The following is a 24,304-nucleotide window of genomic DNA, read 5'->3' as shown; positions in this document are numbered from 1 at the left end:
TCGGTGTGGTAAAAAACAAAATGGCTTATCAACCAGATTATCAAAAAAACTTTAAAATTTTAACCTGATTAATTTGCGTATTAACATAGAACATCACGGCTAGGTTTTTGTATGTGATTTCAATATTTCGGAATAATGACAAGCTCATACTATAATACATATTGGATATATAAAGACCACCCCGTCAAAAATTCTTACGAATTTTTGCCACCCCTCCAAAGGAGGGGAATCACAAAGCTCCTATCTATGAAAAATTCACATTTAACTGGCGAAGTAAAATTGACAATTCACATCTTGAGATTTTTCAAAAATTTAATAATTACCGCATAAAGTAAAACGCACAATTCACATTTAACTCTTATTTTTGTAGCATGAACTACTCTGCAGAACTCAAAAAATTCGTAACCAGTCAATATGTATATTCTGCGATCAGAATTACACTGGCTACCGTTCTGCCCTGTCTCGTTTTAGCCCACTTCGGGATTCTGAAAGAATATTTCCTATTTCCGCTCGGAACGAGCTTTGTTGCTTTAACAGATCAGCCGGGACCTTTCATCAGAAGAAGAAATGCATTAACTTTTGCCATATTCTGCTTTGTATTCGTTGCGACGGTTGCAAGCCTTGTGATGAACTTTAAAATTCTGGTTTTCGCAGAAATTATAGTTTTTGGAATGTTCTTTTCCCTGATCGGAGTTTACGGACAGAGATTAGCTGCCGTTGGTTCTTTATCATTGGTTGTTCTTGCGATTTTCATCGACGGACATTTAACCGGAACCAACATTTTCAAAAGTTTACTGATTTTTGCTTCAGGATGTACGTGGTTTCTGCTGATATTTCTAGTGGTAACTACGATTCAGCCTTACAAACTGGCAAGCCAGATGATTGGAGAAAATTACCTTCAGTTAGCCGAATTTTTAAAAATCAAAGCCAATTATTATCAGAAAAATCCGGATTTTGATAAACTGACCACACAGGTTATTGCCAAACAGATCGGAATAAAAAACCTGCAGGAAGAAACCAGAGAAACGGTTTTCAAGACGAGAACTATCGTAAACGAATCTACCACAACAAGCCGTTTATTGATGCTGATGTTCCTGAACTCAATGGATCTTCACGAAAAACTGATGACTTCCGAAAGTGATTATCAGAAACTGCAGCAGATTTTTGACGACACCACTATTCTTGTGGATATTCATGATTATCTTAATCTGCTTGCCGAAGAAATTACCAACATCGGAATCGCCCTGCAAATCGGGACAAGAGCAAAACCAATGTTCGATCTCGACACGGAGCTGAGTAATTTAAATCATAATTATTTCGATCTCAGAAACAAAAAAATATCTCCCGAAAATTTCGAAAACTTCATGGTGCTGCGCCAGATTCTGATGCGCATTAACGAAATCACTAAAGAAATTGATGAGATTTATAAAGTTTTCTCCCAGAATGTAAAGCTTGCAAAAAGTCTTTCCACAGGTCTGGATCTTAAAAAATTCATGCCCAATGAGGAAAAACTGAATTTCAGAATTTTAAGAAACAATATTTCACTTTCGTCATCTCATTTCAGACATGCTTTGAGAATTACGATTGCGTTATTATTGGGATACCTATTTTCATTATTCCAGTTTTTAGGAATCGGACACACCTATTGGATTTTAATTACCATTGTTGCGATCTTAAAACCCGCCTACTCCATTACCAAACAGAGAAATCTGCTCCGTTTGTACGGAACTGTTGCCGGAGCTGTAATTGCCTATGGAATTCTGCATTTCATCCACATTAACGAAGTTTTATTTACCATTCTTTTATTAAGCATGATTATGTGTTTCAGCTTTCTGAAGGGAAAATATTTCTGGGCAGTTCTGTTTATGACGATTTATATTTTTCTGAGCTTTAATTTTTTAAGTCCCGGAAAAGTCAACATCATTTTTAAAGACAGAATTGTAGATACCATTATTGCAGCCATAATTACTTCTCTGGTTGCCTACATCGTTCTTCCGGTTTGGGAGCATACCCAAAATCTTGATCTGATGAAGAAATCTGCGGAAGCCAATCTCAGTTATTTCCAAAGTGTAATTTCCAAGTTTCTGGAAGAAAAATATGATCTTGAAGATTATAAAGTAAAACGTAAAAACGCTATTATTTCGTTGGCAAATCTTTCTGACAATTTTCAGAGAATGATTTCCGATCCTAAAAATCAGCAGAAAAAACTGGAAGTAGTGCATCAGTTTGTAGCGACTTCACACCTTATCACTGCCTATACCGCTTCCCTTTCCCAATATGTAAAGGATGATGAAAAGTATCCTGAAATTGACGCTGAAAGCTGGAGCAGAAAAATAGAAGCCGAAATGCAGAAGGTTTCAATTCTTTTACATGGAGATACTATAACGGAAGAATTAAAAAAGGAAAGCCGCATAGAACCTGAAGATTCCTCTTTGGAAGATTTAATTTTAAAGCGAAAAACCGAGCTTACTGAAAACGAAGCCTATGATTTGAGAGATCCGAACAAAATTTCTCATTTAACGGAGCTAAAAAATATTCACGATGTTCTGGAACTGATCTTCGACGTTGCCAAAGAACAGCGAAAAGTAATTGAAAAATACCGGAATGAAACAGATTCTGTTGAAAAGAACAATTCTATTCTTCAACAATCGTAAAGCAGTAATCATCAAAAAATTCTACCCTTGCTTTGAATTCATCTGAAATTTTATCATCATGAACCCTGCATTTGATGTGATGAAGGTATTTCAGTTCAAAAGGCTTCACTTCATAATGCTTTTTCAGGGACCAGTGTTTGGAATGATGAATTTTATACATACTTTCTTTAACGCTCCAAATAATCGTGTAAAAAGTCACATCATTGTCTGATGGAATAAATCCGCGTTCATTTTCGTAGGTGAATTTATCAATGACCCTTAAAATTTTAGGATTAAATTTCTCGATATCTATTCCTATTTTATTCTTCGAAATAGCGATGGCTGCAAAAGGAAATGAATGCGTAATGGATATTTCCGCATCTTTCGGAGATAAAAATGGTTCTCTTTCTTTATATAAAATCTTGGAATCAGGTTTTAGGCTTTTTAATAATTTACGCACCATTAAAACCTCCAGTAATTTTTTGGGATGATAATCTTTTACTTTATCGGCATTTTCGGGTTCCAGAAGCTCATGAATATCCAGTGTTTCATCTTCATCATATTTCCATACGAGAATTGTAGCATTATCATCAGAAAAATCGCGGTAAAGTGGCATGTATTGAATTATTTTGCTAAAATAACAATTTCTTATGAATCGTATTTTGAATTCAGAAGTATTCAAAATTATTAAATTCAGATTTATATTATCTATTATCTTAAATGTTGTTATCTAAAATGCAATAAAAATCGTTATAATATGCTTAATATCATATAATTCTTGACAGAAGTATGTTTTTTTATCTAAATTATTAATTGTAATTTTGCACATTATCAATTGAATTAAAACTTATTCATTCATATGAGTACTACAACACAATACATGCCTTATAAAGTTAAGGACATCTCCCTTGCAGAATGGGGAAGAAAAGAAATTACCCTTGCTGAAGCGGAAATGCCTGGTTTGATGGCAATTCGTGAAGAATACGGACCGTCTCAACCGTTAAAAGGTGCAAGAATCGCAGGATGTCTTCACATGACAATCCAGACTGCTGTACTTATCGAGACATTGGTAGCTTTAGGTGCTGAAGTTACATGGTCTTCTTGTAATATTTTCTCTACACAGGATCACGCTGCTGCTGCCATTGCTGCTGCAGGAATTCCGGTTTATGCTTGGAAAGGAATGAACGCGGAGGAATTTGACTGGTGTATAGAGCAGACTATTTTCTTTGGTGAAGACAGAAAACCGTTGAACATGATCTTGGATGATGGTGGAGATTTAACCAACATGGTTTTTGATAAGTTCCCTGAACTTACTGCAGGAATTAAAGGTCTTTCTGAAGAAACAACAACAGGTGTTCACAGATTGTACGAAAGAATGAAGAACGGAACTTTGGTAATGCCTGCCATCAACGTAAACGATTCTGTAACGAAATCTAAATTCGACAACAAGTACGGATGTAAAGAATCTGCAGTAGATGCTGTAAGAAGAGCTACAGACATTATGTTGGCAGGAAAAAGAGTGGTAGTTTGCGGATACGGAGATGTAGGTAAAGGTACTGCTGCTTCTTTCAGAGGAGCTGGTTCTATCGTTACGGTTACTGAAATCGATCCGATTTGTGCGCTTCAGGCTGCAATGGACGGTTACGAAGTAAAAAGATTGGATACTGTGGTGGATAACGCAGATATCATCATCACAACAACAGGTAACTTCAACATCGTAAGAGGTGAACATTTCCTTAAAATGAAAGATAAAGCGATCGTTTGTAACATCGGACACTTCGATAACGAAATCGATATGGCTTGGTTAAACGACAACTACGGTAACACAAAATCTGAAGTAAAACCTCAGGTTGATATCTATACTGTAGAAGGTAAAGAAGTGATTATTCTTGCGGAAGGTAGATTAGTAAACTTAGGATGTGCTACAGGACACCCAAGTTTTGTAATGTCTAACTCTTTCTCTAACCAGACTTTGGCTCAGATTGAACTTTGGAACAACTTTGAAGCTTACGGAAACGAAGTATATATGTTGCCTAAACATCTGGATGAAAAAGTAGCGGCTCTTCACCTTAAGAAATTAAGCGTTGAACTAGAAACTCTTTCTCCTGAGCAGGCTGAATATATCGGGGTGGATGTGAAAGGACCATTCAAACCTGAATATTACAGATACTAACAAGCATATTTGCTTTTATATATTGAAACTCTCCTGAAAAGGAGAGTTTTTTAGATTCCGGCGGCTTCGCCGCCGGAATCTAAAAAACTACAATAGAATATCTTTTACTACATATTGGGCATATTTTACACTCTTTTCTAAACGCAGAACTCATCAAGAATAATTACATTCTTGTTATCCCTCCGTCACCACTGCATCACGCTCTCCATCTTCTTCTTTTCCTTCCTCGATCATTTCCTCCGCTTCGGCTTTTTCTTCTGCTGTGGCATAATCGATTCGTTCCTCCTGTTCTTCTTCCTGCTCATAATCAATAAAAAATTCACAGAAAACCGGTAAATGATCTGAACCAAAATTATCAAGCGTTTTCAGGTCTTCAATAAAAATTTCTTCACTGTGAAACATCAGATCAATCGGAAATCTCAGCAAACGGTATTTAGCATGAAAGGTGGAAACAAAAGAACGCCCGATTCTCGGATCGATAAGGTGGCTTGTTTTCCTGAAAAGAATGGATGATTTCGACCATGCTACATTGTTGAAATCTCCTACAACAATCACCGGTTTTTTTATTTCGGTAATTCTTTTGGCGGCACTCAGAAGATCTCCGTCTCGCTCTTTTGACGTTTCTTCTTCCGTTGGGCTTGGCGGAGGGGGATGAACTCCGAAGAATACGAAAGAAAATCCATCCTCGGTTTTCAGATGCGCTTCAATACTTGGAATATCATCTGCCACGAAATAATGCGTTTGGGAACTTTCGATTTTTAATTTGGAATAAAAATGCATTCCATATGTATTTTCCAGAGTTACTTTATGCTGGAAAGGATATTCATTTTCCAGTTTTCGCAGTGCTTTTTCCCAGTCTCCGTTGCTTTCCATCGTGAGGAACATTTGCGGCTTACACTTTTCGATAAGCTGAATAAAACGGTCATATTCTGTATTAAACTGATAAACATTGGCAGAAATAAAATGTACTTTATCTGAAGATTTGTACTTCTGAGAAAACTTCTTAACCGGATAAAGCGGAGTATATTTTATGAGAATGATACTGTGATGAATGAACATTAAGATTAAAAGTCCCTGAAAATACCAAAAGTATGCTGAATCTTTTACAAAAAAACCTAAAATAAAGGTGAAAACAGTAAAAAATGTGATCTGTATTTTACCAAATTCAGGCACACGGAAAATCCAGTGCGAATGCTGAATTTTAGGCAGTATGGTTAAGATTAATAATAAAACGGTCAGACTCAGGTAAAATGTCCACATATATTTTTCAAATAAACAGATAAATTTAGTGTAATTTTATAAATTTTCAAACGGATTGCTGTTTAAACTTTGTTAATTCATTTGAAACTAACTGTAAATTTTCGTTATTTTAATCATTCAGATAAAAACAATCTTATGTATAAAATATTTTCATTTGCTTTACTGTTCGGAGGTCTTTGCTTCGGGCAACAAAATCAGAATTCTGATATTGAAAAACCAATCCGCAATTTGTTTGCCGGAATGAAAAATTCTGATCCGGAAATGATGAAATCTGCTTTTGCAGATACCGCGATTCTTCAGACCATTACAAAAGACGGCGTAAAAACCGAAGATATCGAAGCTTTTGTAAACTCTGTTTCTCAAATGGCAAAAGGCGATCTCGAAGAAAAAATTACTATTGAAGCCATCCATACAGACGGAAATCTTGCCAGTGTTTTTACTCCGTATTCATTTTACTACAAAAGAAAATTCTCTCATTGCGGAGCCAACAGTTTTCAGCTCATTAAAAAAGGGACGGAATGGAAGATTCAGTATGTAATTGATACCAGAAGAAACGATAATTGTAAAGAAATTAAGTAATGAAAATTCATCATATTGCCATCATTTGTTCAGACTACGAAGTTTCTAAAAAATTTTACACAGAGATTTTAGATTTAAATATCATTCGTGAAGTTTACCGTGAAGAAAGACAGTCTTACAAGCTCGATCTGGCGATCGGAGATCATTATGTTATTGAGCTGTTTTCGTTTCCAAATCCTCCGCAACGACCTTCCCGACCGGAATCCTGCGGCTTAAGACATCTGGCTTTTTCGGTTGAAAATGTAAAGGAAAAGCGAGAAGAATTAATTCATAAAGGTTTGGAGTGCGAAGAAATAAGGATAGACGAATATACCGGAAAAGAATTTTTCTTCACACAGGATCCGGATCAGCTTCCGCTGGAATTTTACGAAATGTAAATTTTAAAACTTAATTAATAATGAAAAAAATTGTTGTGATTCTTGCCGCATTTGCTTTAACCAATATCAATGCTCAGAAAGTCAATGAACCGAAAGATCATCCTAAAGAATGGTCACAATCTTACGAACCGTTCCGTATTGCCGGAAATCTGTATTACGTAGGAACGTACGATCTTGCTTCGTATCTTATCGTTACCAATAAAGGAAATATCTTAATCAATACAGGATTAGCAGATTCGCTTCCGATCATTAAAAATAATATTAAAAAGCTTGGTTTTAAATACCAGGATACCAAAATATTGTTGCTTACACAGGCGCATTACGATCATTTGGGCGCAATGGCAGACATCAAAAAAGAAACCGGAGCCAAATTATATGTAGATGAAGCCGATGCCGATGTCCTGAAAAGCGGTGGGAAATCGGATTATGAACTGGGAAAATATGGGGTTACTTTTAAACCTGTAAAACCTGATTATATTTTAAAAGATAAAAATGTAGTAGCGCTTGGAGATGCAAAATTAACAATGCTTCATCATCCCGGTCATACGAAAGGATCATGCAGTTTTCTCTTTGAAACCAAAGATAGCAAAAGAAGCTATAAAGTTTTAATTGCAAATATGCCGACTATTATCGTGGATAAAAAGTTTTCGGAAGTTACTGCATATCCTTCTATCGAAAAAGACTATCAGTATACTTTGAATGCCATGAAAAATCTGGATTTCGATATTTGGGTTGCTTCTCACGCAAGTCAGTTTGATTTACACAAAAAGCATAAGCCAAAAGATAAGTACAATCCGGCAGTTTTTATGAACAAAAAAGAATATCAGGACGAACTCGATTCTTTAGAAAAAGACTTTCTGAAGAAGAAATCTGAATAAGTTTAATGCGCATATCCCGTAAAAAAACTGATTGCCATAATCGCCAGAACAATGGAAGAAATGACTACATAGATGTAGTCTTTTTCTTTTAAATAACCAATCAAAGCGAAAATAATTCTCATCAGCGGAGTAAATACCAGAAGAAGAATTCCCAACTGGATAATCGCCATTCCTTCTCCTTTGCAAAGCGAATTCCAGAAGTGTCCCCACACTTTTTCCGAAGATTCTCCCATATCCAGAGAAGTATATTTTTTAGGCATTTTAAAGCCTTCCGTAAAAAGTTTGATAAAGCCGATCAGCGATGTCGCAACAGAAAGGATAACTCCCAGTCTCAGCAAATTTCCTACCGAACGGTTCAGATCTACATCTGTGAAATTCTTTCTCATTATCTGAAGCTTTTATTGATACCGTTGTACATCATATATACCGAAAGAATCGTAATGACAATGGCAAAGAATGTCTTTAATTTTTTGGTCTTGGAAACCATCAGCGTTTTAGATCCGATAAAACTTCCTACCACGACCCCAATAAGAACCGGAGCTGCAATAACCGGAATAATTTCACCTCTCTGAAAATAGATCAGCGCACTCGCAACCGCTGTTACTCCGATCATAAAGTTACTCGTAGTGGTAGAAACTTTAAAAGGCAGTTTCATCATATTATCCATTGCCAGAACTTTCAGCGCACCGGAACCGATTCCCAGTAATCCGGACATGGCTCCTGCGAACATCATCATCAGAAATCCCGGAACTGTATTTCTTGCAGAGTAGCTTTTCACCACCCCTTTATCCGGAAAAGTTCCGAATAATTTTAATTTTTCTTCCAGACTTCCTTTAATAATAGGTTCCTGATGATCCGGTTTTCCTTTTAAATTTAAAATAACCGTCAGAAGGAGAATACTCGCGAAAATAATTCCGATCGTATTCGGATTAAGCATTCCGGAAACCAAAGCTCCCACGATGGCTCCTGAAGTGGTCGCTATTTCTAAAAACATACCAACTCTCATATTGGTAAAGCCTTCTTTTACAAAAGCTACCGCCGCACCGGAAGAAGTTCCGATAACAGAGATAAGAGAAGCACCGATGGCGTAATGCATAGGAACGCCGAAACCCAGCGTTAATAAAGGAATAATGATAACTCCTCCTCCCAATCCGGTCAAAGAACCCAGAAGTCCTGCCGAAATGGCTCCAAGAAAGAGAATGATGATTTCTGACATGTTACAAATATAAAACTATTGCGTTAGTCTGCCAAACGTTTAAAAAAGATAAATTTGACGTATTTTTGCAAAAACAGAATTTTATATGAAATTATTTTATATCATCCTCGGAGCCACCCCGAAAGGACGAAATATAGAGCAGCACGATGTTTTCTTCGGAATTGCGGAAAGCCTGAAAGATCTGGTTCCGGATATGAAAGAGTTCTGGAAGGATGCTAAAATACACATCGACTGTTATCAGGAAGTGCGTTTTATTGATGGTTATGAAGTGAAAATTACAGAAAGAGGAGAGAAAACATCGGAAGAACAGCTTTATTTTATTAACCTTGGAGGATATAAAAGAGGTTTTTTTGAAGAATTTCATGAACAGCATTTAATGGTGGGAAATTCGATGGCGGAAGTTACAAAAAGAGCAAAAGCTACAGAATTTTATAAAACAATGGGTTTCAAAGGAGCGGAAAGTCATATTGATGATAAACACGGTGTAGACATTGATGATATTTTCAAGGTAAATGATATTCTTCCTGAAAAAATGAAAGAAAAATATTCCATTTCATTAATAAAATCCAATGCTGAAAATCAGGAAAACGTAGTGGAACTGGGATATCTGAAAATTGATAAAATTCAATAAAACATAATGCTCATAGCTGAGTGCAACGTCTTTGCGAGCGAAAAATAATGAGTGAATTTTTCAAAAACTCTTAGCGAGCTTAGCGTTAAATTTTAAACGATATTAAATCTAACAGAAAATAAAAGTAAAAAATGAAAATTGGAATTTTAGGAGGAGGACAGCTCGGAAGAATGCTGATTCAGGAAGCGTTGAAATACGATGATGAATTTTATACGCTGGATCCTGCTTCAGATGCACCCTGTCATAACATTTCCTACTTTACACAGGGAAATTTCAACGATTATGAAACCGTTCTGAATTTTGGTAAGGATAAAGATGTGGTAACCATTGAAATCGAGCACGTAAATGCGGATGCTCTTGCCGAGCTTGAAAATCAGGGGATAAAAGTCGTTCCGAATTCTAAAATCATTAAAACGATTCAGCAAAAGATTCTTCAGAAACAATTTTATGCGGCACACGATATTCCAAGTCCAGAATTTGAAGTAATGGATGGAAGTTCCGACGAAATAAAAATGCCTCTGCCATTTGTACAGAAAATGAACACAGGTGGTTACGACGGAAAAGGAGTTCAGGTAATCCGCACCAATGAAGACATGAAAAATCTCTGGATACAGGATTCTGTGATCGAAAAGTTAGTGGACATTGATAAAGAACTTTCCGTAATTGTTGCCAGAAATGAAAACGGAGAAACAAAAACCTTCCCTGTAACGGAAATGGTTGCTGATCCGAAGCTTAATCTGTTGGATTTCAACATCTGTCCGGTTTTTTTGACCGAAGAAATTGAGGAGCAGATTAATTCGATCACAGAAAAATTCCTGAATGCAATTCATTCTCCGGGACTTTTTGCCATTGAACTGTTTTTAGATAAAGAAGGAAAAGTCTGGGTAAACGAAACGGCTCCGAGACTTCACAATTCAGGACATCAGAGTCAGGAAGGAAATGCCAATTCACAGTTTGAGCAGATGTACCGGGTGGTAAAAAATTTACCTTTGGCTGATACGGATGCCATTATCTACAGCGGAATGCTGAATTTGGTGGGCGCAGAAGGCTTTTCCGGAAAAGTAGTTTATGAAGGAATGGAAGATGTTTTAAGACTTCCTGAAACCTACGTTCATCTGTATGGAAAAACAGAAACCAAACCGGGAAGAAAAATGGGACACATTAATGTTCTGGCAGAATCCAGAGAAGAACTGATGGAAAAACTGGTAATGGTGAAAGGAATGGTAAGAGTTATTTCTGAATAATTTTTACGATTAACATCATTGAAAAAGACTGCTTGAGAAGGCAGTCTTTTTACTTGAGGATCTTCGGATAATCAATCGTCCATTTTCCTTCTTGAGAATTCCATAAAAGATAAGGTCCGTCAAAACCTTCAAGATAAGTAAGTTCAAAATTACCTTTGTTATCTGTTTTATAATCAAGATAAACCTGTGAATCTTCATGTGGTAAACCTAAATTTTCTAAGGTTTTATAATCGCTGTTTTCGGGAAGCTTGCCAAACCTATTTTCATAACTTTTAATATTCTGAATGATTTTATTCCCTTTTTCAATATCCGATTTTCTAGTGATTTCAATCGGAAGATTCCAGTATATCGTAACTGAAATAATCATTAAAGCAACAAGTGAAACGAACAGGATAACTATTTTTTTCATAAATTAATTTCTGTATTGTATAAAATACCTGCAAGCTTTGAGTAATCATCATTAGAACCGAAATTTTCTGTTTGGGCTTCTGTGCCTACCAATTGATATTTATGGCAACTGAAACATATTTTAGCGATCCCGGTAACCAATTTATTCTTCTTAAAAATCAGAATATCTCTAAAAACAGCAATGCAACCAGCAGCCATCCTTTCGCCGGCTGGCTTTTCTACAAATATTTTATCTACACTGCTAAAATTGGAAGTATTTATACTCTGTTTTCTATAGCCGATTTCATTCATAAAATTCAGAAAATCAAGATCATCAATGTTTTTAGGGATGTTATTACAGATTACTTGATATCTTAGGTTATCAATATTTGATCTTTTTTTAAACTTGTATAAGTTAGCAGCATCTTCCATCTCAATTTCAATTTGATAATAATCTATTTCATCATAATCAAAAAACTTTCTACCATATTTAATTTCTGACATTTTTAGCGTTTTTTTATATCTGATTTGAAAAATACACTTTTTTATTTAGAAATTAAATACATAATTGTCGGCTCCTACTTAAATATCTTCTTAATCACATTTCCGATTTCCATAAAATCATCATGATTTCCTACGGAACGTTTTTCCACATCATTTTCATCAAATTCGGAGAACGGAAAAATCAAAAGATAATTATTACTGCGAAGATTTCGGTTCAAAAGTTCCGGAATCAGTCTCATCTGCGGAATGTAGGACTTCATGCCTCTTTTTGCCATAAAAACAATTAAAGCTTCATCTTCTTTAAGTTCCGCTGCGGTTTTTTCGCCGTCTTTCCATGAATTCATAATGATGAATTCAGCTTCAATATTAGCTTTTTTAATAATTTTCTGAAGAATGTCTAAAATAGTTTCCGAAGCATAAAAAACAATCGTCGCGCCGGAGTTTCTGGCAATATTCCAAACCCTTAAAAGCGCATGAAAGAAACCTGGTTCTTTATGGGCATTTTCGGGAATCATCACCGCATATTTTTTGATGGTCGACAAAGGCTGTGCAGCATGATATACCAAAACATTCACATGGTCGTTCTGAAGATAGCCGTTGTACAGATTGTAAACAAAAGAAGGAGAGAAGCCTTTTTCATCTTCCAGTCCGATGATGATATCAGTGATATTCTGCTCTTTAATAACGTTATTCACTCCGTTGATGACATCGTTATCGTACCTTTTCAGTGGCTGAATCTTTACATCCGCGGCAGCAGCCTTATCTGTAGCGCTGTGCAGAAGTTTTTCGGCATTTTTTACAGAAGATTCGTTTTTATCTTCATTAATCACATTCAGTGCAAATATATTTTCTGTGTTGGAATGTGCTTTAATTAAAATTCCCAGATTCACGATTCTTTCAACGGTGGCTTCATAATTTAAAGCCAGAAGAATATTTTCCTCTTCATGCGTATTTCCGGAAACTGTATCTTCATTATCCTGCTGTGCGATTTTCTGTGCGCTGGACATGGAAATGAATGAAGAAATGGTACATGAAATCAAAATCAGCAGAATACTTCCGTTCAGAACATGCTCATTTAATAATCTGATCGGTTCTCCTGTTTCCGTTTCCGAAAGAATAATATTGTAACCCACCATTACTGAAGCCAGCGTTGCAGCCGCCGAAGCAGAACTCAGTCCGAAAATCAGCTTTCCTTCTTCTTTTGTAAATCTGAATGTTTTCTGTGTGGCAACAGCCGAAAGATATTTTCCGCCAATTGAAGCAAAAAGCATTATTGCGGCAACTTCCAAAGTTTCCCAGCTTTTGAAAAATACTTTAAAATCAATCAGCATTCCTACACTAATCAGGAAAAAAGGAATGAAAATAGCATTTCCCACAAATTCTACACGGTTCATCAGTGATGACGTGTGAGGAATCAGTCTGTTTAAAGCCAATCCTACGAAGAAAGCTCCGATAATCGCTTCCATACCTGCCAATTCTGCCAGTAAAGCGGCGAGATAGATCATCACCAGAACAAAAATATACTGTGAAATTTTATCATCTACTTTTTTGAAGAACCATCGTCCGATGATAGGGAAAATCAACAAAACAATCAGTCCGAACACAACGAATGAGACTGAAAGCTTCACCCAGAATTCTGTGCCGACATCACCCTGCGACATTCCCACAATTACGGCAAGAACCAAAAGCGCAAGAATATCCGTAATCATCGTTCCGCCCACGGTAATATTTACTGCCGGGTTTTTGGCAATTCCCAACTTGCTTATCAAAGGATAGGCAATTAATGTGTGTGACGAGAATAAACTGGCAAAAAGAACAGAGGTAAGGACAGAAAAATGCAGAATATAATAGGCGCCGAAATATCCTAAAACAAAAGGCACGGTAAAGGTATAAATTCCGAAGGTGAGACTTTTCCATTTATTTTTTTTGAAATCGCCCATGTCTATTTCCAGTCCGGCAAGAAACATGATGTAAAGCAGTCCAGTAGTTCCTGTCACCACAATACTGCTGTCTCTTGCAAGAACATTGAAGCCATTCGGACCGATTACTGCTCCTGCGATAATCAATCCCAACAGATGCGGAACTTTTATTTTATTTAAAAGCAAGGGTGCGGCAAGAATAATAATTAAAACCAGAAGAAATTTAAGTACCGGGTCTTCGATGGGAAGACTCAGGTTGTGTATGCTCAGTAAAGTCATTATGTGTTTATTTGGTGGAACGGATTAGTTCTACAGAGAATTTTGCCATACAGCTATTGTCTACTGCAATGGTTCTTGTACCTCTAATTTTATTGGCTGAAAAATCATTGAGAAGCACATTCATTTCGACCTGTTTTTTCGAAGTAGAATCTGTTTTAAAAGTAAGCTTTGCCTCGTTATTTTCAAATTTTCCGGAGTAGAGCCTTACCAAATTATTGTTGTTAATGATCTTAGTAACCAACTGAATAGAATCGCTGTCGAATTCCCAGGTATCGGTACGCTGATCGCCGACTACATAATCGCTGCAGTTGGATTCTGTACAGATTACTTTTCCTGTCCAGGATCCGGCAATTTCAGCAGGCCAGACTACAATTTTTACAGAATCTTTTTTGGCAAAAATACTGTCTCTCATTTTTAAAAGAGACTGATATTCAGATTCTTTCTGGGCGAATAATTTTTCTTTTTCCAGTAATTGCTGCTCTCTTAAAGTAAGGTCATTTTCCTTTTTTCTGTTGTCGCAGCTCGTTAAAAGAATTAATATAGCAGAAACTGCAAATAGGGCGTTTTTTATCATATTGAATAACTTGGTGAAGACAATATAGGAAAAAAAACGGAAAGTTAAAAGTCTGGATTTTTATCTTAATAGTATATTTTTTAATCAATTTTTATTCAATTCGTTGTTTTTTGAACATTTCTCTGTTGTAATTAATAACAAAAACACCCAAAATGATCAATATTGCTGCAATGATAAATTTAGCTGAAATTTCTTCATTAAGGATCAGCCAGCTTAAGAAAATGGAAATAATGGTATTGATATATGCCAGAATAGAAACCTGAACCGGAGAAACTTTGGTTAAAGCATAATGATAGGCGAAAAAAGCTGCAACAGAGCCAAAAAGCGAAAGGTAAAGCATTGCGGAAATACTTTTTACAGACCAATTTTCGAAGTTATAATTTTCGCTGAAAAGTAAAGCAAAGATAATCTGAATGATCCCTGCAAAAGCAAACTGATAAAAAAGATTCAGCGAAATATTTTTACTCTGAATATTCATTTTTTTAGTGAAAATTGTTCCTGAAGCCCATCCTGCAATGGCAAAGAGTAAAAGGAGAATCCCAAATCTGTAATCCGGATTGGCTAAATCGTTAATACCATCCCAGAAGATGAATAAAATTCCTCCAAAACACATGAAAAGCCCCAACATTGCACGAACGGTGAATTTCTGCAACCCGATTGCCACACTTCCTAAAAATACGACGATGGGTGAAGTGGCACTGATTAATGAAGTTAAACTGCTGGTTAAGGTTTCTTCCGCTACCGTTGTCAGTCCGTTTGCCATAATTAGCATCAATGAAGAAAAAATAAGCTGATACCCCAAATTTTTCCAGCCGATCCACTGAAAATGATTTCTGTACAGTAAAATGAAAAGCATGATAACTGCTGCCAAAAACTGACGGATTCCCGCAACAAACCAAGCCGGAATGGTTTCAACAGCAACACGGATTGATAAAAATGTGGTTCCCCAGACAACAGCAACGGTGAGAATGGCAAGAGTAAGCTTAAAATCTTTCAAAATGGTGGTCTTATCGGCAAATATATTCAATTAAAAGTTTATCCAAAAGCTTTCTGAAGCTTCATTCCTTTTGCCCAACAACTTTTACGCCTTTTTGCATGAGGTTTTTTAATTTTTTATCTTTGAGCATCTAATAAATTGAAAAATGGTAGGAATAATAATGGGAAGTCAGAGCGACTTACCGATCATGGAACTGGCAGCGAATTTTTTAAAATCTTTAGACATTCCTTATGAACTGACGGTAGTTTCTGCACACAGAACACCGGAAAGAATGTTCGATTATGCAAAAACAGCTAAAGAAAGAGGCTTGAAAGTAATTGTTGCCGGAGCGGGAGGAGCAGCCCATCTTCCGGGAATGGTAGCAAGCTGCACAACTTTACCTGTGATCGGAGTTCCGATTTTATCGAGCAACTCTATTGATGGTTGGGATTCTGTATTATCAATTCTTCAGATGCCGGGCGGAATTCCTGTAGCTACAGTTGCTCTGAACGGTGCTTTGAATGCAGGAATTTTAGCTGCAAAAATTATCGGAAGTTCAGATGAAACCGTAGCAGAAAGCCTTCAGAAATATCAGGAATCTTTAAAAGATAAAGTTCTGGGAACGGTGGATGATATTAAAGAGAAGCATCCGAATCATTTTGATAAATAATTTAATACATGATAAAGACTCAGGCTCACGAATTTCTTGAGCCTGAGTCTTTATCACTACTCCTGAAATTTAGTTAGTCATTTATTTCATCAGGAATTTTTTCGAATTCCATTAAAATAAAAACTCTCCGAATTTGGAGAGTCTAATCTTTTTTTATTCCTGAAGCATATTGTCTCTGGTATTTTTCTGAACGGCAATGGCTCCGAAAAGTGCCAGTAAAAAGGCAAATCCGTAAAACCCTTTTTCGCTTGGAAGAATTGTCGCATTCCATAATCCGATCGCTAATAGCACAATCGAGGAAAGAGTAGCAAACCAGCAGATCCCGTAATAAATATCAGTCACTTTAATATTTTCCAGTCTGTCGCGTACTGCTTTCTGCAAAGAGACTACTGCAAATAATCCATATAAAAGGATGGTAAAATAATATCCTTTCTCATTAAGCTGCATTTCCGCTCTTGCAAGACCTACAATAAAACCAATCATTCCGGCCCCTAAAGCAACCCAGGATGCTGCGACAAATGCAGTTGATACATTTTGCTTTTTCATGTTTAATGTTTTTGTTAAAGGCTTCAAAGATATTAATTTAAATTAAATGTGAACTATTCTTTAAGGTTCCTTAATTAAATTAATAACTTATATTTTACATTAACACTCCGGAACATTCACCGCAATTGCCAAACCGCCTTCGGAGGTTTCCTTAAAACGGTCATTCATGGATAAAGCGGTTTCCCACATCGTCTGGATTACTTCATCTAACGTTACTTTTGCTTTCGCTGGATCACTTTCCAGTGCAATATTTGCTGCCGTGATGGCTTTTATCGCTCCCATTGTATTTCTTTCGATACAAGGAATCTGTACCAAGCCTTTTATCGGATCGCAGGTTAAGCCTAAATGATGTTCCATCGCAATTTCAGCCGCCATTAAAACCTGACCGACAGTTCCGCCTAAAATTTCGGTAAGACCTGCTGCAGCCATCGCCGAAGAAACACCTACTTCCGCCTGACAACCGCCCATTGCCGCAGAAATGGTTGCATTTTTCTTAAATAAGGTACCGATTTCTCCTGCTACTAAAAGAAATCTCACAATGTCATCTTCGCTGGTAAATTCCGTAAAAGCCTGTGCATACATCAGAACTGCCGGAATTACACCGCTTGCACCGTTGGTAGGAGCGGTAATGATTCTTCCGAAACTGGCGTTTTCTTCATTCACAGCCAATGCAAAACAGGAAATCCATTTATTGATATTGGTGAAATTTTCTTCGGCTTCTACAACCTGCTGAAACCATTCATCTTTATTTTTGTAGATTTTATCGCCCAGTAATTTTCTGTTGATTCCGGCTGCACGACGCGTAACATTCAATCCACCCGGAAGAGTTCCTTCTTTATTGACACCTTTGTAAATGCATTCTTTGATCTGCTGCCAGATGTAAAGTGCTTCCGCTTTGGTTTCGTCCGGTGTTCTCCAGCTTTCTTCGTTGATTAAAATTAAATCTGAAATGCGTTTCAGTCCTAATTTTTCACAATATTTCACAATATCTGAAGATTTATGACAAGGATATAAGGTACGGACACAATGTTTCTGAATCGATTTTTTCTCCTGACTCATGATAAAACCGCCGCCTACAGAATAAAAATCCTGCACAAGCTCAGTTCCGTCTTCAAAAACAGCTTTGAAAATCATTCCGTTGGGATGATACTCAAGAGATTTTTTCATATTAAGCACCAGATGATGCCCGTAAATAAAAGGAATTTCTTTTTCACCTCCCAGATTGAGAATTTGGGTAGATTTTATTTTTTCTATTTTTTCATCAATTTTTGTGGTATCGATTGTTTTAAAATCTTCTCCATTCAGTCCCAACATTCCGGCAATATCGGTTCCGTGACCGATCCCCGTTTTTGCCAGTGAACCGAAAAATTCAAGGAAAACTTCTTTTATCTCTTCAATTGATCTTTCTCTTTTAATAATCCTGATGAATGCAGAAGCTGCATTCCAAGGTCCCATCGTATGCGAACTGGACGGACCTATTCCTACTTTTATAATCTCAAAAACCGATATTGATTCCATATAGAAAATTGCTCATTTTTCCTAAACGCAAAGATACACGATAAATCGAGATGCAAAAGCCGGAGTTGAAAATTCAGCTCCGGCTTTCTAATTAAAACTATATGAACACTTGTAGATAATCTTTTTTTGTGTGAATGGCGAATGGTGAATTTGCTTCGCATTCAATTGTTAATTGTTTTTAAGCATAAATAAATTCACAATTCACCATTTACTATTGAACATTCTCTTTCTCAGCAGAGACTTTCCTCATGCTGCGAAATATCCAGTCCCACATCTTCCTTAATCTGATGATTTCGTTTTTAATTATCCTACTAATATCTTTAGATGGATCACTAATTTTTTTTAATATTAAACTTTCTTGATTGTCTGATAAGCATTACCTGAAGATTTATTTACCAGAAAAAAAAATAATAAACACCTAATAATCAATAATTTAAAATCATGTCATACATAAGTAATATCCTGATTTTTGGTAATTAACCATGACGACCTGTAGATTTGCTTAGTGAAAAAAAAATTATGATGAATCTAAAGTTACTTTAACATTTGAATCATTCATTAGTTAAAAAAACATTTAACGATCCTGATATTTTTTATGAGAATTTATAAGAATACTATTTACATTTTAAGTTTAAAAACTTTTCTTTGTTAAGTATACAATAATGTAGAAAGTCCCTAAAAGCATTATTTTTTCTGATATATTTTCTATTGATGCAGCGATCAAAAAAAACATTAATAAACAAGGTATTGTCATTAAGGACAACAATACTTATTATGCTGATATTGAATATCTTGCAAAGTTACAAATGATGGATAAAAGTTCTAAAAAACTATGGAGGAGCTACAAAATCGGCTCATACTGCTTTAAAAAACTGTTTGTCAGTTATTTCAATGATACATAAATACAGCTTAATAGAAGATATCTTTAAATATAATTTCTAAAACACCCATTATCAAATGGTTATAAGTAAAACAGATATTCAAAAAATTTTTATTCTTTATTAAAATCAGGCAAATCTTTCTAAACACACAAAAATCTAAACAGATGAAAACAAAACACTTCAATAGATCACCAACAACTTTATTATGTTAAAAGTATGATTTATTTCACTTAGTATTTTCAACTATTTATTACAATTAAATAAGATTGATATTACTAAATATTCTTATCATAAAACTATATCGCATTTTATGATAAATTTTAATCAATTTAAAGTTTACATATACCAATTATACATTAAACTTTGCTAAAAAAAATATATAATGAAAAAAAGCTTATCCCTACTAGCATCATTTGTGATTACGATGACTTATTCACAGGTTGGAATCGGAACAAGTACACCAGACCCAAATGCAATTCTAGATTTAACAGCAACGAACAAAGCATTATTGCTACCTCGCATTGTCAACACAGATGCTGTTGCATCTCCAGTAAACGGAATGGTAATCTATGATACAACCTTAAGATGTGTTAGATTTTATCAAGATAACGATTGGACAAGTTGCATGACAAATACAATAGTTCCTGCAGCTGTTATCGCAAATTGTAACACAAGTACATTTACGGGAACTTATGTTAACGGCATTGCTATGACCGCTTCAAATAATTTTTCGGTAACTATTACCAATAACACGTCTTCTGCTGCTAATCTGGTATTTCAAACCTCAGATCTTGCCTTGAGTGGTGTTTCGGGGATTACAGTGACGGCTGTTTCTATACCTTCGGTAACCTTAAATGCAGGCCAATCTCAATCAGTAGGCTATATCTTGGGTGGAACTCCTACTGCAAGTGGTACTTTAACAGGAACTTGGACAAATGCAGCATTAAATTGTGTGAAAACTGTAGAGGTGAATAGTCCTGCTATTGCCTCATTAGATTGTGCAGGTGCTACAAATAACGGTACCTTAACAGGAGGTACATCTGCAAGTGGTGTATCATCTGTGATTTCTTATGCTGGAGGCAATGGTTCAGCACACGCTGGTCAAACCGTAACTTCTACAGGTGTTACAGGATTAACGGCTACTTTAACAGCAGGTTCTTTTGCCTCTGGTGCAGGTACTTTAACCTACAATATTACAGGTACGCCAGCTTCTTCTGGTACAGCTACTTTCGCTATCAGTATCGGCGGAAAGACGTGTAATCTGACGAGAACGGTATCTGCTCCAATTTCGATTCCTGCAGGAGCAGGATTTGACAATGCGACAGGTTGTATTATCAATGGCTCAGAGGCAAGTGATGATGCCTTATTTCCGTCGATTTACAACACGTATGCATCTCCAAATGGTGGATTTGTAAATATTGATATTCTTGGAGATTGTAACACAACATATGGCACAGCATGGTCTGGTACGAAGTTTATTGCTCTTACTATAGGAGACGCTATAACTATTGATTTAGGTTCTGCTCCAGCCCCTGGGTCTACTTTTACTATGACTATCTATGAGAGGAAATTACCTACATTTCCGACAACTTCATACAGAGTAGGTTTATCTACTACCTCAGGCACGACTGGTGGTGCTGGTCTGAATAATTTATTTAATTCTCCAGGCACATCTGCCACAACGTGGACACCTCGAACGATTAGTTTTACGGTGCCCGCTTCACCATCTAATCTTCGATATTTGACTATCGAATCTACGGGCGTATCAGGAGATTGGTTACATATTGATTTCTAGTCATTAATTATTTATTAAATATAAAATATAATAAGTCTCAGTTTACTGCTTGTTGTCTTTGGATTTAGATCGTATGCTCAGAGTGAGGTTTTGTATAAAATGGGCCAGAATTTAGCACTATCCATATGATGTTGTATATCCCTATTACTGGCGAAGATGGAAAAGTTTGGTTAAACAACAACTTAGGAGCCCATTATACTAACGTTAACCATCCAAGTTTTAACATAACAAAACAAGCCATCAGTGAGACAGATCATTTGGCTTATGGAAGTAAATTTCAATGGGGTAGAAAACCAGACAGACATGAATTAATGACCTATACAAGCAGAACTGCAGCAACACCTGTAATGGTAGTACATTAACCCAAAATAATAATCCAACAGATGCGTTATTTATTGCTACGATAGCTGAAAGTAATCTAGATTGGAGACTCACTCAAAATAGCGCACTTTGGGAAACCGAATCAAGCAGTAACAATCCTTGCCCTGTAGGATTTAGAGTTCCTGCGGATCCTGAGTTTGATAATATGTTAGGAAGTGCAAATATTACTAATGGCTCAACCGCATCCGGTTCTGCATTAAAATTGACCTTTACAGGATTCCGTGATTATACAAGTGCTTTTTCAAGTCTAAGCACGAGTGGTGTATATTGGACTAGTTCTAAAAGTCAAATCAGCTCAAATGCAGCACCTAATTCTATGATTTATGGTTTAAACAATGGCGTTATTACCACAACTGCGCAATACCGTCCTTGTGCAGCTTCTATTCGCTGCATTAAAGATTAATTCTTTAGGTATTTTAAAAACCCGGTAACCTCAATGAGAATAAAAACTCAGGTATGCTTACAGTATAAGGGGTACTGATAAAATTAGCAAAATCTGAGGCTGTCCAAACTTTTAGGGCAGCCTCTTTTAAATAGCAAGGCGGTATGTTTCTAAAAACCACCGCTATGAAAAGTATGTAACCACAAACCAAAGTTTTATCAAAGAAAAGTACAAAATAACAGAGATCAAGAAACTAATTACAGTTATGAAGAAAATATTCTTACTTATAGTATTGATAGCCCAAATTTTAGCTGAACAAACCATTAAAGGAACTTTTCCACAAGCCAGAAACATGGAAATTACTTTAATAGGATATGCTGGTTTTAGTGAAAAGGAAATCGCCAAAACCACTGCGGATAGCTTAGGAAATTTTCTGCTTATATATCCTGAAGAATATAAAGGGGCGGCACTTTCACAGATACAAAATGTAACTAAAATAATTGTACTCCTCAACCATGAAAATTTTGAAATGCAATTGGATAATTTGCAAGATTTTAACACGTTAAAATTTACCAATTCATTTGAAAATGATGCTTTTGCCAAAGGAATTATGATATATCAAGAAGCAGAGCAGAAATTAACGGGTTTAAAGTATCTGTTGCCTCTATACAAAAACAATAAAATATGTGAGTCTTGGCTTCAAAAAGAAATCAACACACAAGAGCAGGTTTTTGAAAATTTTATCGAAAAATTGCCAAAGGATAGTTATGTAAAATCGTATTTAAAATACAGAAAATTTATAGGAGAAGTACAACTTACGAAAGAAAGATATAAGGAGCTAAACCGTCTTGCACAGCATGAAGATGCTTTAAAAAAAGTTAGATTTTGCAAGCGATGCATTGTGGCACAGCGGATTGTTAAAAGAAATTCTAAATAATTACTATCAAGCAATAGAGTTGTATGAAGATAAAAAAAAGATTATAGAACACAGTATTGCAGCCAATGAAGTTTGGTTAAAAGCTTTGGAGAAAGAACCTACTAAGCAACAAGAACTTGCCGAATATTATTTTACTTTATTTGAAAAGAAAAATCTGACAAAGGTATCTGAGCATATTGCATTATCTATGCTGAACAAAAAGAACTGCCAATTAACAAATAAACAAACTAATTTATTTGAACAATACAGAAAGCTAGGCATTGGCAAAACGGCACCAAATATAAATTTTAATCAAAAAAATCAGGGTGATTTGAAAGATTTAAAAAATCTAAAAAACGCATATAAATTAGTAGTTTTTGGAGCCAGTTGGTGTCCTAATTGTCAAACAGATTATCCTTCACTAATAGGCAAATATAAAAGACTTAAAAAAATACATGATTTAGAAGTGGTTTACATCTCGATCGATACCGATAAAAATACTTTTGAAGCGTATTATAAAGAAGCTCCGTTTATCACTTTTTGCGACACCAAAGGTTAGGAAACACAAGCTGCAAAAGACTATCATGTTTTTGCCACACCTACCTATATGTTGTTAGACAAAGAATTGAAAATTTTAGCCAAAATACAATCACCAGAGCATTTAGAAGCGTGGTTTAAAAATAAGAAATAACCATAAATAACTAATTAAAAAATGCTAAGCACAAGTCTCAATCAGGTAGCTTTTGTTAAAACTAAAACACTTTTCTGTTTGAAATACTTTGTTTTAGTTAGCTATACTTCATTTTATATCAATTTGCGAGAACTATCATTATTGGTAACTCATTTTTAACTTAATATAATCCGCAAAAATTTTATATTATTTTTTTATTTAAATAATACATATGAACGAATTATTACTATATCTTTATAAAAAAAATCATTTTGAAAGAATATTAAAAATTCACTTAGAATTTTTTCATTTTTTTTTAAATACATATACATTCAACGGATTTTCAAAAGAATGTTTAGAGTACAAATTATTTGAAACTAGCAGTTTATAAGTTATGAAAAATGACATACTTTTTTCCTTAAAGGATAATCTCATAAAACTAGCCACCCAATTTACAAAATCCAAAATATTTAAGATCGGAACCCGTTTTGCTAAAAATAGAGATCAGTATGAACATATTATGAAGGTAAACGTGTTATCATATACTGCAATTTTAATTCTTTTTACATCTTTTTTAAGAGGTTTGTTTCTTTGGCATTTGGATTGTCTACTGTTTTTATTAATAATTGCAATCAACAATTCCAAAAAGCGCAAAGCCCCTTTCGAAACTGCCGAGAAAAATATAAACCCGAAGATATAAAAAAACAGCCACTTATTGGTGGCTGTTTTCATATTCTATCATTAAGAGATCCGGTCGATATATATCTTTGACATTGGTGTCGGGTTCGAATGTACTGAACCTTTTGTCCTGCGGAGTCCTTTTGATCACGCCATTTAAAATGTCATTAAGGGCTGATTCAAAGAGTTTCACACCCATGGGGAGCAATGTATCGCGCCAGAGTCTTGCAGCGGATT

At 35.6% G+C, this 24,304-nt stretch carries 24 protein-coding genes; 12 read left to right on the top strand and 12 right to left on the bottom strand.

Features of this window, described 5'->3' with window-relative positions; all coding sequences use genetic code 11:
• The first annotated feature begins 371 nt into the window (after positions 1-371).
• Entirely contained in the window at positions 372-2,654 is a 2,283-nt protein-coding gene (locus BW951_RS21850) for an FUSC family protein (protein ID WP_076396766.1), read from the top strand.
• Here the strand turns inward: BW951_RS21850 and BW951_RS21845 are convergent.
• Positions 2,635-3,249, bottom strand: a complete 615-nt coding sequence (locus tag BW951_RS21845) for a 4'-phosphopantetheinyl transferase family protein (RefSeq protein ID WP_076396764.1) — start codon at positions 3,247-3,249, stop codon at positions 2,635-2,637. The genes BW951_RS21850 and BW951_RS21845 overlap by 20 nt on opposite strands.
• A 243-nt stretch (positions 3,250-3,492) precedes the next feature.
• Between BW951_RS21845 and ahcY the strand changes: the two genes are divergently transcribed.
• On the top strand, positions 3,493-4,806 hold the full coding sequence (ahcY, locus tag BW951_RS21840) for an adenosylhomocysteinase (RefSeq protein WP_076396762.1): 1,314 nt from the start codon (positions 3,493-3,495) through the stop codon (positions 4,804-4,806).
• Between the two features lie 174 nt (positions 4,807-4,980).
• Here the strand turns inward: ahcY and BW951_RS21835 are convergent, their stop codons facing one another.
• Positions 4,981-6,066, bottom strand: a complete 1,086-nt coding sequence (locus BW951_RS21835; RefSeq protein ID WP_076396760.1) for an endonuclease/exonuclease/phosphatase family protein — start codon at positions 6,064-6,066, stop codon at positions 4,981-4,983.
• A 135-nt stretch (positions 6,067-6,201) separates the two neighbouring features.
• Between BW951_RS21835 and BW951_RS21830 the strand changes: the two genes are divergently transcribed.
• From BW951_RS21830 to bla, 3 genes are read left to right on the top strand one after another with little or no spacing between them, the layout of a single operon-like run.
• Positions 6,202-6,645 carry a nuclear transport factor 2 family protein gene (locus BW951_RS21830; RefSeq protein ID WP_076396758.1) on the top strand — a complete coding sequence of 148 codons (444 nt, stop codon included), beginning with the start codon at positions 6,202-6,204 and terminating at the stop codon, positions 6,643-6,645.
• The gene (gene gloA2 / locus BW951_RS21825) at positions 6,645-7,022 is read left to right on the top strand and encodes an SMU1112c/YaeR family gloxylase I-like metalloprotein (RefSeq protein ID WP_076396756.1); all 378 of its coding nucleotides are present in this window, start codon (positions 6,645-6,647) and stop codon (positions 7,020-7,022) included. The genes BW951_RS21830 and gloA2 overlap by 1 nt, the downstream gene beginning before the upstream one ends.
• A 20-nt stretch (positions 7,023-7,042) precedes the next feature.
• On the top strand, positions 7,043-7,900 hold the full coding sequence (gene bla, locus BW951_RS21820) for a subclass B3 metallo-beta-lactamase (protein ID WP_076396754.1): 858 nt from the start codon (positions 7,043-7,045) through the stop codon (positions 7,898-7,900).
• Positions 7,901-7,902: 2 nt separating this feature from the next.
• On the opposite strand, the gene BW951_RS21815 is transcribed toward bla, so the two are convergent.
• Both BW951_RS21815 and BW951_RS21810 read right to left on the bottom strand, forming a co-directional pair.
• On the bottom strand, positions 7,903-8,286 hold the full coding sequence (locus tag BW951_RS21815) for a DUF1634 domain-containing protein (RefSeq protein WP_076396752.1): 384 nt from the start codon (positions 8,284-8,286) through the stop codon (positions 7,903-7,905).
• Positions 8,286-9,116 carry a sulfite exporter TauE/SafE family protein gene (locus BW951_RS21810; RefSeq protein WP_076396750.1) on the bottom strand — a complete coding sequence of 277 codons (831 nt, stop codon included), beginning with the start codon at positions 9,114-9,116 and terminating at the stop codon, positions 8,286-8,288. Before BW951_RS21810 ends, BW951_RS21815 begins: the two co-directional genes overlap by 1 nt.
• An 85-nt stretch (positions 9,117-9,201) precedes the next feature.
• On the opposite strand from BW951_RS21810, the gene BW951_RS21805 reads away from it, so the two are divergent.
• Positions 9,202-9,747, top strand: a complete 546-nt coding sequence (locus BW951_RS21805; protein ID WP_076396748.1) for a DUF1543 domain-containing protein — start codon at positions 9,202-9,204, stop codon at positions 9,745-9,747.
• A gap of 131 nt (positions 9,748-9,878) precedes the next feature.
• Entirely contained in the window at positions 9,879-10,991 is a 1,113-nt protein-coding gene (locus tag BW951_RS21800) for a 5-(carboxyamino)imidazole ribonucleotide synthase (protein ID WP_076396746.1), read from the top strand.
• Positions 10,992-11,040: 49 nt separating this feature from the next.
• On the opposite strand, the gene BW951_RS21795 is transcribed toward BW951_RS21800, so the two are convergent.
• The 5 genes from BW951_RS21795 to BW951_RS21775 form a co-directional block, all read right to left on the bottom strand.
• On the bottom strand, positions 11,041-11,400 hold the full coding sequence (locus BW951_RS21795; protein WP_076396744.1) for a hypothetical protein: 360 nt from the start codon (positions 11,398-11,400) through the stop codon (positions 11,041-11,043).
• Positions 11,397-11,882 (bottom strand): hypothetical protein, encoded by a 486-nt coding sequence (locus BW951_RS21790; RefSeq protein ID WP_076396742.1) that lies wholly within the window; start codon positions 11,880-11,882, stop codon positions 11,397-11,399. The genes BW951_RS21795 and BW951_RS21790 overlap by 4 nt, the downstream gene beginning before the upstream one ends.
• A gap of 74 nt (positions 11,883-11,956) precedes the next feature.
• The gene (locus BW951_RS21785; RefSeq protein ID WP_076396740.1) at positions 11,957-14,080 is read right to left on the bottom strand and encodes a cation:proton antiporter; all 2,124 of its coding nucleotides are present in this window, start codon (positions 14,078-14,080) and stop codon (positions 11,957-11,959) included.
• A 7-nt stretch (positions 14,081-14,087) separates the two neighbouring features.
• On the bottom strand, positions 14,088-14,654 hold the full coding sequence (locus BW951_RS21780) for a hypothetical protein (RefSeq protein ID WP_076396738.1): 567 nt from the start codon (positions 14,652-14,654) through the stop codon (positions 14,088-14,090).
• Positions 14,655-14,745: 91 nt separating this feature from the next.
• Positions 14,746-15,651, bottom strand: coding sequence for a DMT family transporter (locus BW951_RS21775; protein ID WP_076396736.1), 906 nt, complete (start codon positions 15,649-15,651; stop codon positions 14,746-14,748).
• Positions 15,652-15,796: 145 nt separating this feature from the next.
• Between BW951_RS21775 and purE the strand changes: the two genes are divergently transcribed.
• Complete coding sequence (gene purE, locus BW951_RS21770; protein WP_076396734.1) at positions 15,797-16,300, top strand: 5-(carboxyamino)imidazole ribonucleotide mutase; 504 nt, start codon at positions 15,797-15,799, stop codon at positions 16,298-16,300.
• Between the two features lie 153 nt (positions 16,301-16,453).
• Here purE and yiaA read toward each other — a convergent pair whose 3' ends face one another.
• A complete protein-coding gene (gene yiaA / locus BW951_RS21765) occupies positions 16,454-16,846 on the bottom strand; it encodes an inner membrane protein YiaA (protein WP_076396732.1) in 393 nt (130 codons plus the stop codon).
• Positions 16,847-16,945: 99 nt separating this feature from the next.
• Complete coding sequence (locus tag BW951_RS21760) at positions 16,946-18,364, bottom strand: L-serine ammonia-lyase (protein WP_076396730.1); 1,419 nt, start codon at positions 18,362-18,364, stop codon at positions 16,946-16,948.
• Positions 18,365-19,627: 1,263 nt separating this feature from the next.
• Here BW951_RS21760 and BW951_RS21755 point away from each other — a divergent pair.
• The 4 genes from BW951_RS21755 (at position 19,628) to BW951_RS21735 (ending at position 23,278) form a co-directional block, all read left to right on the top strand.
• Positions 19,628-21,040, top strand: coding sequence for a hypothetical protein (locus tag BW951_RS21755; RefSeq protein ID WP_076396728.1), 1,413 nt, complete (start codon positions 19,628-19,630; stop codon positions 21,038-21,040).
• 307 nt (positions 21,041-21,347) lie between these two features.
• Entirely contained in the window at positions 21,348-21,824 is a 477-nt protein-coding gene (locus BW951_RS22445; RefSeq protein WP_084196514.1) for an FISUMP domain-containing protein, read from the top strand.
• Positions 21,825-22,068: 244 nt separating this feature from the next.
• A complete protein-coding gene (locus BW951_RS21740) occupies positions 22,069-22,740 on the top strand; it encodes a hypothetical protein (protein ID WP_076396722.1) in 672 nt (223 codons plus the stop codon).
• Positions 22,718-23,278, top strand: a complete 561-nt coding sequence (locus tag BW951_RS21735) for a TlpA family protein disulfide reductase (RefSeq protein WP_076396720.1) — start codon at positions 22,718-22,720, stop codon at positions 23,276-23,278. The genes BW951_RS21740 and BW951_RS21735 overlap by 23 nt, the downstream gene beginning before the upstream one ends.
• 823 nt (positions 23,279-24,101) lie before the next feature.
• Here the strand turns inward: BW951_RS21735 and BW951_RS23110 are convergent.
• Positions 24,102-24,304 (bottom strand): formyl transferase (locus BW951_RS23110; protein WP_228427591.1); only part of this gene is annotated, 203 nt, incomplete at its 5' end.

Source organism: Chryseobacterium gambrini, assembly GCF_900156825.1.
GTDB classification, from domain to species: domain Bacteria; phylum Bacteroidota; class Bacteroidia; order Flavobacteriales; family Weeksellaceae; genus Chryseobacterium; species Chryseobacterium gambrini.
Note: the sequence above shows the minus strand (reverse complement) of the source record. Positions and strands in the feature narration are given on the sequence as shown.

Coding starts and splice junctions, on each gene's coding strand:
- BW951_RS21810 (WP_076396750.1), bottom strand. CDS start 9,116: ATGTCAGAAATCATCATTCTCTTTCTTGGAGCCATTTCGGCAGGACTT.
- BW951_RS21760 (WP_076396730.1), bottom strand. CDS start 18,364: ATGGAATCAATATCGGTTTTTGAGATTATAAAAGTAGGAATAGGTCCG.
- bla (WP_076396754.1), top strand. CDS start 7,043: ATGAAAAAAATTGTTGTGATTCTTGCCGCATTTGCTTTAACCAATATC.
- ahcY (WP_076396762.1), top strand. CDS start 3,493: ATGAGTACTACAACACAATACATGCCTTATAAAGTTAAGGACATCTCC.
- BW951_RS21805 (WP_076396748.1), top strand. CDS start 9,202: ATGAAATTATTTTATATCATCCTCGGAGCCACCCCGAAAGGACGAAAT.
- BW951_RS21815 (WP_076396752.1), bottom strand. CDS start 8,286: ATGAGAAAGAATTTCACAGATGTAGATCTGAACCGTTCGGTAGGAAAT.
- BW951_RS21800 (WP_076396746.1), top strand. CDS start 9,879: ATGAAAATTGGAATTTTAGGAGGAGGACAGCTCGGAAGAATGCTGATT.
- BW951_RS21850 (WP_076396766.1), top strand. CDS start 372: ATGAACTACTCTGCAGAACTCAAAAAATTCGTAACCAGTCAATATGTA.
- BW951_RS21785 (WP_076396740.1), bottom strand. CDS start 14,080: ATGACTTTACTGAGCATACACAACCTGAGTCTTCCCATCGAAGACCCG.
- BW951_RS21845 (WP_076396764.1), bottom strand. CDS start 3,249: ATGCCACTTTACCGCGATTTTTCTGATGATAATGCTACAATTCTCGTA.
- purE (WP_076396734.1), top strand. CDS start 15,797: ATGGTAGGAATAATAATGGGAAGTCAGAGCGACTTACCGATCATGGAA.
- BW951_RS21790 (WP_076396742.1), bottom strand. CDS start 11,882: ATGTCAGAAATTAAATATGGTAGAAAGTTTTTTGATTATGATGAAATA.
- BW951_RS21830 (WP_076396758.1), top strand. CDS start 6,202: ATGTATAAAATATTTTCATTTGCTTTACTGTTCGGAGGTCTTTGCTTC.
- BW951_RS21795 (WP_076396744.1), bottom strand. CDS start 11,400: ATGAAAAAAATAGTTATCCTGTTCGTTTCACTTGTTGCTTTAATGATT.
- BW951_RS21835 (WP_076396760.1), bottom strand. CDS start 6,066: ATGTGGACATTTTACCTGAGTCTGACCGTTTTATTATTAATCTTAACC.
- BW951_RS21780 (WP_076396738.1), bottom strand. CDS start 14,654: ATGATAAAAAACGCCCTATTTGCAGTTTCTGCTATATTAATTCTTTTA.
- yiaA (WP_076396732.1), bottom strand. CDS start 16,846: ATGAAAAAGCAAAATGTATCAACTGCATTTGTCGCAGCATCCTGGGTT.
- gloA2 (WP_076396756.1), top strand. CDS start 6,645: ATGAAAATTCATCATATTGCCATCATTTGTTCAGACTACGAAGTTTCT.
- BW951_RS21755 (WP_076396728.1), top strand. CDS start 19,628: ATGAAAAAAAGCTTATCCCTACTAGCATCATTTGTGATTACGATGACT.
- BW951_RS21740 (WP_076396722.1), top strand. CDS start 22,069: ATGAAGAAAATATTCTTACTTATAGTATTGATAGCCCAAATTTTAGCT.